General features: G+C 39.2%; 13 protein-coding genes. 4 read left to right on the top strand and 9 right to left on the bottom strand.

Annotation, left to right across the window (positions count from 1 at the left end; genetic code table 11):
* Positions 1–338 precede the first annotated feature (338 nt).
* Positions 339–536 carry a hypothetical protein gene (locus DWZ47_RS29590; protein WP_007564676.1) on the top strand — a complete coding sequence of 66 codons (198 nt, stop codon included), beginning with the start codon at positions 339–341 and terminating at the stop codon, positions 534–536.
* A gap of 218 nt (positions 537–754) precedes the next feature.
* The gene (locus tag DWZ47_RS30815) at positions 755–916 is read left to right on the top strand and encodes a hypothetical protein (protein ID WP_005868748.1); all 162 of its coding nucleotides are present in this window, start codon (positions 755–757) and stop codon (positions 914–916) included.
* A 157-nt stretch (positions 917–1,073) separates the two neighbouring features.
* Here DWZ47_RS30815 and DWZ47_RS29585 read toward each other — a convergent pair whose 3' ends face one another.
* The 3 genes from DWZ47_RS29585 to DWZ47_RS29575 all read right to left on the bottom strand — a co-directional run bounded on the left by DWZ47_RS29585 (position 1,074) and on the right by DWZ47_RS29575 (position 3,191).
* Positions 1,074–2,351 (bottom strand): type II toxin-antitoxin system HipA family toxin, encoded by a 1,278-nt coding sequence (locus DWZ47_RS29585; RefSeq protein WP_005868749.1) that lies wholly within the window; start codon positions 2,349–2,351, stop codon positions 1,074–1,076.
* A complete protein-coding gene (locus DWZ47_RS29580; protein ID WP_005868750.1) occupies positions 2,348–2,686 on the bottom strand; it encodes a helix-turn-helix domain-containing protein in 339 nt (112 codons plus the stop codon). The genes DWZ47_RS29585 and DWZ47_RS29580 overlap by 4 nt, the downstream gene beginning before the upstream one ends.
* Positions 2,687–2,855: 169 nt before the next feature.
* A complete protein-coding gene (locus tag DWZ47_RS29575; RefSeq protein ID WP_005868751.1) occupies positions 2,856–3,191 on the bottom strand; it encodes a single-stranded DNA-binding protein in 336 nt (111 codons plus the stop codon).
* Positions 3,192–3,522: 331 nt separating this feature from the next.
* Between DWZ47_RS29575 and DWZ47_RS29570 the strand changes: the two genes are divergently transcribed.
* Positions 3,523–3,720: a hypothetical protein gene (locus DWZ47_RS29570; RefSeq protein WP_007564664.1), complete on the top strand. Its 198-nt coding sequence runs from the start codon at positions 3,523–3,525 to the stop codon at positions 3,718–3,720.
* Between the two features lie 344 nt (positions 3,721–4,064).
* On the opposite strand, the gene DWZ47_RS29565 is transcribed toward DWZ47_RS29570, so the two are convergent.
* The 3 genes from DWZ47_RS29565 to DWZ47_RS30810 are packed head-to-tail and all read right to left on the bottom strand — an operon-like array spanning position 4,065 to position 5,168.
* Positions 4,065–4,547 carry a DUF3990 domain-containing protein gene (locus tag DWZ47_RS29565; RefSeq protein ID WP_005868753.1) on the bottom strand — a complete coding sequence of 161 codons (483 nt, stop codon included), beginning with the start codon at positions 4,545–4,547 and terminating at the stop codon, positions 4,065–4,067.
* Entirely contained in the window at positions 4,544–4,993 is a 450-nt protein-coding gene (locus DWZ47_RS29560; RefSeq protein WP_005868755.1) for a DUF3791 domain-containing protein, read from the bottom strand. The genes DWZ47_RS29565 and DWZ47_RS29560 overlap by 4 nt, the downstream gene beginning before the upstream one ends.
* Before the next feature lie 13 nt (positions 4,994–5,006).
* Positions 5,007–5,168 (bottom strand): hypothetical protein, encoded by a 162-nt coding sequence (locus DWZ47_RS30810; protein WP_007564662.1) that lies wholly within the window; start codon positions 5,166–5,168, stop codon positions 5,007–5,009.
* Between the two features lie 261 nt (positions 5,169–5,429).
* Here DWZ47_RS30810 and DWZ47_RS29555 point away from each other — a divergent pair, with 261 nt between their 5' ends.
* Positions 5,430–6,593, top strand: coding sequence for an IS4 family transposase (locus DWZ47_RS29555; RefSeq protein WP_005868407.1), 1,164 nt, complete (start codon positions 5,430–5,432; stop codon positions 6,591–6,593).
* Positions 6,594–6,786: 193 nt separating this feature from the next.
* Here DWZ47_RS29555 and DWZ47_RS29550 read toward each other — a convergent pair whose 3' ends face one another.
* From DWZ47_RS29550 to DWZ47_RS30805, 3 genes are all read right to left on the bottom strand, one after another.
* Entirely contained in the window at positions 6,787–7,401 is a 615-nt protein-coding gene (locus tag DWZ47_RS29550) for an SLOG family protein (protein ID WP_005868759.1), read from the bottom strand.
* 1 nt (position 7,402) lies between these two features.
* On the bottom strand, positions 7,403–7,969 hold the full coding sequence (locus DWZ47_RS29545; RefSeq protein WP_005868760.1) for a phosphoribosyltransferase: 567 nt from the start codon (positions 7,967–7,969) through the stop codon (positions 7,403–7,405).
* A gap of 338 nt (positions 7,970–8,307) precedes the next feature.
* A partial coding sequence (locus DWZ47_RS30805; RefSeq protein ID WP_117704145.1) for a hypothetical protein occupies positions 8,308–8,514 on the bottom strand: 207 nt, incomplete at its 5' end.

Here is an 8,514-nt window from a genome sequence, read left to right as displayed (position 1 = left end):
TTTTCATATCTCTGATTTTTTAGAAGTTAATTAATCAATTTTACAGTGCAATAACTGATTGTTGGCTTTGGGGGACACCATGAAAAAAGATATAAATACTCTTTTTATGCTGGCCGGAAAAAGGAAGATTTGTAACTTTTTTATTGGTGAAGATGGCAGCAAATAATTCGGGTTAAATACGCTTTTTATGCAAGGCAAAAAAAGGAAGATTTCAGACGAATAACAACGTGGTGTTTGTGAATCGTCCCCTTATCCCCGTAAAAGGGGTTAGCAACAATCTATATTTGCAACGGAAAATGATTTGACTTCCCTAAAAAATGATATGAAAAAGACAAAACTTGAAAATCAGCAACAGGTTTGGAAAGGATGCAAAAAACAACCGGTCAGACAGCAAGCATGGCACATTCCGAAAATATGGTCAGCCGCCTATCGACACACCGGAAGAAACCTCTGCAATTCCTTTTAAAAAAATGAAGCCGAAGAATGAAGCATACAATATTCCACGTATCGAAAAAAGTGACTGCACGATAAAATGAAAGGCTGCAACGGAAGAACAGACTTGCGGATTCTGCGGGGAGAACATAACCATACAGGCATACAGCCACTACAACTGTTTCCGGAAAAAGAAGATTATACAACCGGAAAAACAGAAAGGCATCCACTCGGAGAAAAGCAAGCAAACGATTGAAGCGGACTGCCGATTTAGCGGCGAAATATCCGACTACCTATATACAGCCCTAAAAGGCTGGGGCATATGGGTAAGCAACAGACTGCCGGGCAAATAAAAGGAGAGTGGCATAGCCGCCGGAAAGAGGTTGTCTCGATGTGGCCGAAGCTCCGAAAGCAGACCGGATATGCCTCTCTCCTTTGCCTTCCCCATTCCTGGATTTCACACAATCACGGAGCCTGCGAGTGACTATGAGAAATCCTGAAACGGGGACAGTCACTCCGCTGAAAGGGTGGGTGGGAAACATGTGACTTTCTCCAAAATAACAAATAGGGGTATAAAGATCTCAAAAGAAAAGAAAGCCGTTCCAGAAAAGACTGGAGCAACTATCACCATCTACTGTTCTTTAAGTTAATTGCAGCAAATCCAAATCATCAGTGACCAATCCATCCAATACATGTTGGATTTTATCAAATATAGCCTTATCTATGCCATACGTGGCGCATAACGATTGAAATTTGCTTACAGCATCGAACACCTGTAATATCTTCTTTTCGGGCTCCTCTACAAAATCCTCGGCAAAGTTGACGAAATCACTTGTAGTCAAGGCAGACCTTTTGCCCATCACGCCCATCGAATGAATGTGTGCTGAAGAATTTTCCCATGTATTTGCCGTGAACATTACATCATATGCAGGTGATAAACGCCATACCCCTGCCTTATCCATGATAAACGATATGTTCTTATTATGATCATCGGATATACCTGCGACATAATTAAATACCATTCTGATAAATATCTGATCTTTGTCTTCCTGGGGAAGTTTCAGAGTCTCTGCTATCCAACACAGCTTCATATAATCATCTGCACCCGGCATAATGGCCGCAAGGGTCTGACTAAAGAGCTTTTCTCCATTCTTACGATCAAATCTTTCCGTTACGAAATGATTTCTTCCATCAATTTCTTTCAGGAAGCATGGCATCATGTTGATTCCCGCCGCCTTTGCCATTTCGCTATATACCATTTCTATCTCTGTGGTAGGAGAGTCATCTGCTTCTTTAAATTTGATGATATACTGCTTAAAATTTTCAGGCAAATCCACCTGGCCGGAACGAAACTCTTCCGTTTCGAGATTATAGGCAATCACTGCCTTCGGGCGCATGCCACCGGCAGAAGTTCCAAGATATATCAACTTTTTCATCGTGAGGCTATCCTCCGGTGATATGACAGCAGCATCTCGATCATTATATATTTTAGAAGCCAAAGTTGCCAATGATGACATATTTACTGACTCATGGATGGCATCATCATTAAATTCCGGTTCAAATTCCAATGCTCCCATAGCCCTCTTGCCAATATAAGAGAGCTTCAATAGAGGCAATGATTCCGTAACCTTTATATTATTATCCGTGAGCCATTGGTCAAATAGGGAAGCCCCCCATTTGTCAGGAAGCGCATCTGCAAGAAATTCCGGAAGCCCTTGATATAATTTATCTTTATTCCCATAGAAAGACGCAAACAAAGGGGTTCTCTTAGGGTGTGTGGAAGGGCATATATCATAATCTTGTTTCCTATATTCATCCGTAAATTGGAATACAGAACAATGCTTTTCAAAGTCCCAATTCAATTTGCCAATGCAAGTCCCCCACAGATATACATTCACTATAATCGGCTCTTTCTTCATACCATCTTACGTTTACCGTTAATTCTTTGTATTCTTTTACCTGTTTTTTCATTGATTAGGAAAGGGGAGTCTGGAAGTTCCGGAACCAAACCGACAACGCCTTCAAGAGTTCCACTTATACGCAAAATCTTAAGCAATGTACTTAGGGCAATATCACTTACTTTACAAGATTCTATTCTCTTAATAGTAACGATAGATACTCCTGCCTTATCCGCAAATTCTTGCTGGGAAAAACAGCAGCTAAGTCTTATAGACTTAACTCTCTTGCAGATTTCCTTTACAATACATTCATCTGAAAATTCGTATATTGTATATGTATCATATAATCTTTTCATAGAAAAACATATTTAGGTATCATTTTTGATACAAAAATACCGATAAATCTGAAAATCACCAAATTAAGAAACACTTTTTTTATAATCTTCTGCCGCATTAGCAAACGATTGAAGCGACCTTGTGCCGCTTCAATCGTTTGATTGCTTTTTCTTTTTAGTCCGGGGGTTCTTATTTTTCCGGAGTCGGGTAGAACTTAGTAGCTACCATCACAATGCGGTTACGTTTCTCCCCACTTTTAGAATCCGTCCATTCTTCCGGCTTAAAGTAGCCTTCAACGGTAATCAGTACATCTTTTTGCAGTATCCAAAAAGCATAGCGGTCTTCCATCTTACTCCAGGCTTCAACTTTCATAACAGAGGAAACAAATGTTTTTTCTTCATTTATCTTGCCTATGCGACTGACCACAATAGAGAAGTGTGCAACCTTTACTATTTCGAATAAATGGATTTCTGCATCCCTACAAATCCTGCCTGTTACTGCGAATGAATTTTCAATCTTTTTCATATCTCTGATTTTTTAGAAGTTAATTAATCAATTTTACAGTGCAATAACTGATTGTTGGCTTTGGGGGACACCATGAAAAAAGATATAAATACTCTTTTTATGCTGGCCGGAAAAAGGAAGATTTGTAACTTTTTTATTGGTGAAGATGGCAGCAAATAATTCGGGTTAAATACGCTTTTTATGCAAGGCAAAAAAAGGAAGATTTCAGACGAATAACAACGTGGTGTTTGTGAATCGTCCCCTTATCCCCGTAAAAGGGGTTAGCAACAATCTATATTTGCAACGGAAAATGATTTGACTTCCCTAAAAAATGATATGAAAAAGACAAAACTTGAAAATCAGTAACAGGTTTGGAAAGGATGCAAAAAACAACCGGTTAGACAGCAAGCATGGCACATCCCGAAAAGATGGTCAGCCGCCTATCGACACACCGGAAGAAACATCTGCAATTCCTTTTAAAAAAATGAAGCCGAAGAATGAAGCATATCATATTCCACGTATCGAAAAAAGTGACTGCACGATAAAATGAAAAGCTGCAACGGAAGAACTGACTTGCGGATTCTGCGGGAGAACATAACCACACAGGCATACAGCCACTACACCTGTTTCCAATAAAAGAAGATTACACCACCGGAAAAGCAGAAAGGCTCCACTCGGAGAAAAGCAAGCAAACGATTGAAGCGGACTGCCGATTTGGCAGCGAAATATCCAACTACCTATCTACAGCCCTAAAAGGCTAGGACATATGGGTAAGCAACAGACTGCCGGGCAGTCACTCCGCTGAAAGGGTGGGTGGGAAAAAACTAAGTGGACGCAAAAAACAACCTTACCATTGGGGGATAAACTTCCCCCTATTTTCACTTCACATATTCTTTACCCCACTTCAATTGATTCAACAAACTTCAACAACAAAGCGACTGTTACCGTATGAAATGAAAGCTGATTGAACAACTTATGCGCTTTCAGCATCTCAATAGCGGCTTCAGCCGTAACAACTCTCTGTTCATAAAGCCGAATTGTCGCATATAACTGGTCATTTGCGACAGGCCCCATTATTAGGTCATAGTCACCGTTTTCTCTTCCTCTGCGGTTGTTGACAACAAACTCCAGCCATTCTTTTGTCGCACCCATAAACCGAAGAACCGGATATTCCCTATCAAGAATATCATCGGGAACTTCATAAACAGAGACGATTGCTTTTTCGCTCTGTTCCCTGTTCTTCTTCAACAAAGCCCATTTTTTTGCTTGTTCAAAGTTGGTTGTCGTATAAAATCCCTTCCCAAAGTCCGTAGCCTTCCGTCCTTTCTGTATATTAGGGCGTTTCACGGTAACTGTAGATCCATGAAATAGTCTCATTTTCTTTTATTGATATAAGTCGTTATAGTATCTAATATATATTCGGGGTCTTGGGTATGAAGCATTTCAAAAGTCTCATCCAAAAAATCAAAAACCCCATAGTCCGAAAACAACAACAAGGTTTCTTCCGCACTTTGTTTCTTTTCCTCCCTATAATTCTCAATGCAGAACATCTTGAAAAGCAGGATCTTCGTGTCACCGTTATACCGTCGTTTTTCTTCTGTTTTTTCCTTCTCCAATGTTTCATAAAGCGACAATGTACTTGAATACCATAACTTGGTACTCTTATCCAGCAAAGATTTATACAACTTGGAAGAATATATATAATACAGTGCATCGCCTAAAGGCAATGCCTTTTTCTTCATGACCAGTTCTACCAGCTCTCTCATCACGAATGGGAGCATGGTTGAGTCAAGTTCTCCTTGATTTTTATGAGTAATTTCCATATTCTTGTTGTTATTACTTTAGCATATTTTCGAAAACACCTTCTTCACAGTTCTTTATACACACCTGACACTCGGCCACCACTTCTCTTAATATTCGGGCACATTCTTCATTCGAATGCCCTTGCAGTAATTCATAGGCATATCGCATCAGTTCATTAGCTTCCATTGTTTCCATCCTTATCAATAATATTCAAGTTCATCATTATTTTCTGCAACGACTCCATATTTGGAGTTCCTAACCAACACACACCTATGCAAAAGGTCATATTGTTCTCTGTATCTGAAAAACGCATATTGTTTTACCTTTTACAAACATTGTTGTCCCATTAAAATCTAAAAGAGTTCTTTGAAATATTTGAAATTTAGTTAGTTACAGCGATTTTCCGAGCGAACGGACTTGAATTTGTAGCTTTGCATCAGATTAATCCGATGGCATATGTTCCAAGACAAATACGTTTTCGCTCAATTGGCTTCATTTCTGAATCGAAGTAAGTTTAACCGCATAGTCACCAAGTATGATGGTGATAAATATGTGAAGCACTTCACCTGCTGGAATCAACTACTTGCTTTGATGTTTGGTCAACTTTCTAATCGTGAAAGTCTGCGAGATTTGATAGTTGCTCTTGAAGCTCATCATTCCAAATGTTATCATTTAGGAATGGGTAAAAATGTATCAAAGTCATCGCTGGCAAGAGCAAATCAAGATAGAGACTATCACATCTTTGAAGAATATGCTTACTACCTGGTTAGCGAAGCACGACAAAAGTGTGCTAATCATATTTTCAAACTTGGCGGTAACGTTTATGCTTTCGATTCGACTACTATTGACCTGTGCCTTTCAGTCTTTTGGTGGGCAAAATTCCGCAAAAAGAAAGGTGGTATCAAAGTGCATACATTATATGATGTGGAAACACAGATTCCTGCATTCTTTCATATCACGGAAGCATCCGTACACGATTCTAAAGTTATGATTGAAATTCCTTATGAACCAAGCTCTTATTACATCTTTGACCGCGGTTATAACAACTTCAAAATACTGTATAAAATTCATCAAATTGAAGCCTACTTTGTTGTCAGAGCAAAAAAGAATCTCGGGTACAAATCCATCCAATGGAAACGTAGGCTGCCTAAGAATGTGCTTTCAGACGCAAGTGTATTTCTGACAGGATTCTATCCTAAACAATATTATCCAGAGCCACTTAGATTGGTTAAATATTGGGATGAAGAACAAGAACGAGAATTTACATTCATAACCAATGCGATGCATATATCTGCGCTTCAAGTTGCTGAACTTTATAAAAATCGCTGGCAGGTAGAGCTGTTTTTCAAATGGCTCAAGCAGCACCTTAAAATCAAAAGATTTTGGGGAACTACAGAGAATGCTGTTCGAATACAGATATATGCTGCTATATGCGCTTACTGTTTGGTGGCAATCATTCAACACGATATGCAACTGAACAGAAGTACATATGAAGTGTTACAAATACTGAGCATCTCATTGACTGATAAGACTCATCTGAGAGACCTCTTTGATAAAACTAAATTTCAAAATGACAAAGAACGATTCGGACCAAATGGGCCAAGTTTATTTAATTTTTAATTCGTCCCAATTTTAATGGGACACTAATGTTTTACAAAGGTAAAACAATTAAGTAAAATTCATCTATCATTGCTTTTCATATTTATTGTGTCTTTCTCTTTTGCATCGGAAGTATTAGCACTTACAGCAACCAGACAGTATGACATCGCCACGTTTGATCATACCGCTGGAAAACAACGATATACAATCTGAATCAAAACAGATTGTATATCACCAATTTCTTTTTTTGTGCCTTGTTAAACGTATAAGAAGTTCCTCCGGCAGATTTTCCATCCCAATAGGCAATCAGCCTACAGGCGTGTGAAATCATGTAATCATTACGGTGGGCATAGCATTGGGCATAATAATATTCGGATAGAACTACCACCTTGTCGGCTTGGCGCAAAATATCAGCATACCTCTGTTTGTCCTCTTTGTTGAAATACACATCTTGCCCGACATAAGGAACAACCGCCACCAAAACCATATCGGGATATTGTTTCCTTTGTTCAAGTACGGTATGAGCAGCCATCATGTCAAATCCAACCGCACAACCAATATAGAAAAAACGGATTCCATTCTCATAGCAGAAACGTACCTCTTCATTCAACGATACGGACAAAGCATATTTATTTGTTCGTATCGTTCTATGACCGGTAAAAGCAACGGACATCATTTTCATCCATTTATCACGTGCCTTTCTACATATATCCAACGAACCTGCCGAAGTTTCATACACCATTCCATTCACCTCATAACGATAAGTGAACCAAGTAGTATCTCCAAAGATATCCTTCTGCTTCTCTATATAACTCTCTTTTTCTTTCATCTTATAACATACGGACAACTGTTTTACCTAAAAAGAAACCTCCCAAAACCTCACCTCCTATTTTTTCCAACTGACATGCGAAACGAGCATACGAAAACCCTTTTGTTAAAATATCGTCAAATACCAAGATTTTCTTACCCCGAAAAAAGTCCTTGTCAAATTCTATCACTTGTACTTTTTGAAGCGACTTGCTGTCAAATTTCTCGTGAATAGCCAAACGATCTCCACTGACACGTATATGTTCATACGCATTGATAGCACCTGAAAACTTACACACAGCCGAAGCAAACCCCTTATAACGAAGTTCATTCTTATCAGCGGAAGAAGCCGGAACACAAGCAAAAACAATATTCTTAACATCATCACCAAAAACTTGATGTAACTTATTCGCTATCATCCAAGCTATATTCAAATAAGCTTTTCCATCCTTAAAACTCCATATCATCTTACGAATTTGCCATTCTCTTTCCGTTGCCTGCCGATATTGCATAGGAAGATACTCAAAGAAAGAAAACATCATCTTATGCCATTGTCTGTCTAAACTAGGATATTTACTCTGATGTGCCATAGTCTTTTATCTATTAAAATTAAACTTATGCTTCAGCTAGATTTAAAGACCTTTTTTTAAACCCCTTTCCGGGATGGCCTTTTCTTTCTGCCGACTTTTTTTTTGAGCTTTCATGCCCCATCTGAGTTTATGAGCCTTTTTTTTACGGCACACAACAATAAGGAAGGAGGGATTAAGAAAAGTTTTGGACGACAAAAAATGTTGGGGACAGCGAAGCCGTCCGGCGTTATTTTTTTCGGGACAAAGGGCGAAGACCGGAACCCTTTCGTATCCATCCACCGAAATAAATTTGCCGTTCAAAAACAAAGGAACTCAGATGGAGCTATGAAAAAAGCACATTAGGGGAGGCAGAAAACAAGGAAAAGGGCAGTACGGAAAGTAAAACAAGCCATACGGTTTTGCAAGCAAAACCATACTCCTATCTCCCTGCCACAAGTGACAGGGGGGAACGGGTTAGCAACGGACTGCCGGGACAAACGGTAAAAGGAAGGGACTGCAATACGGAAGAAGGAGGTTGTTTCGGCAATGCCGAAGCTCCGGATGAT

The sequence above is a fragment of the Bacteroides sp. AF32-8BH genome (genome assembly GCF_003435205.1).
Lineage (GTDB): Bacteria > Bacteroidota > Bacteroidia > Bacteroidales > Bacteroidaceae > Bacteroides > Bacteroides ovatus.
The sequence above is the reverse complement of the archived record's forward strand: the minus strand, read 5'-3'. Positions and strand labels throughout refer to the sequence as shown.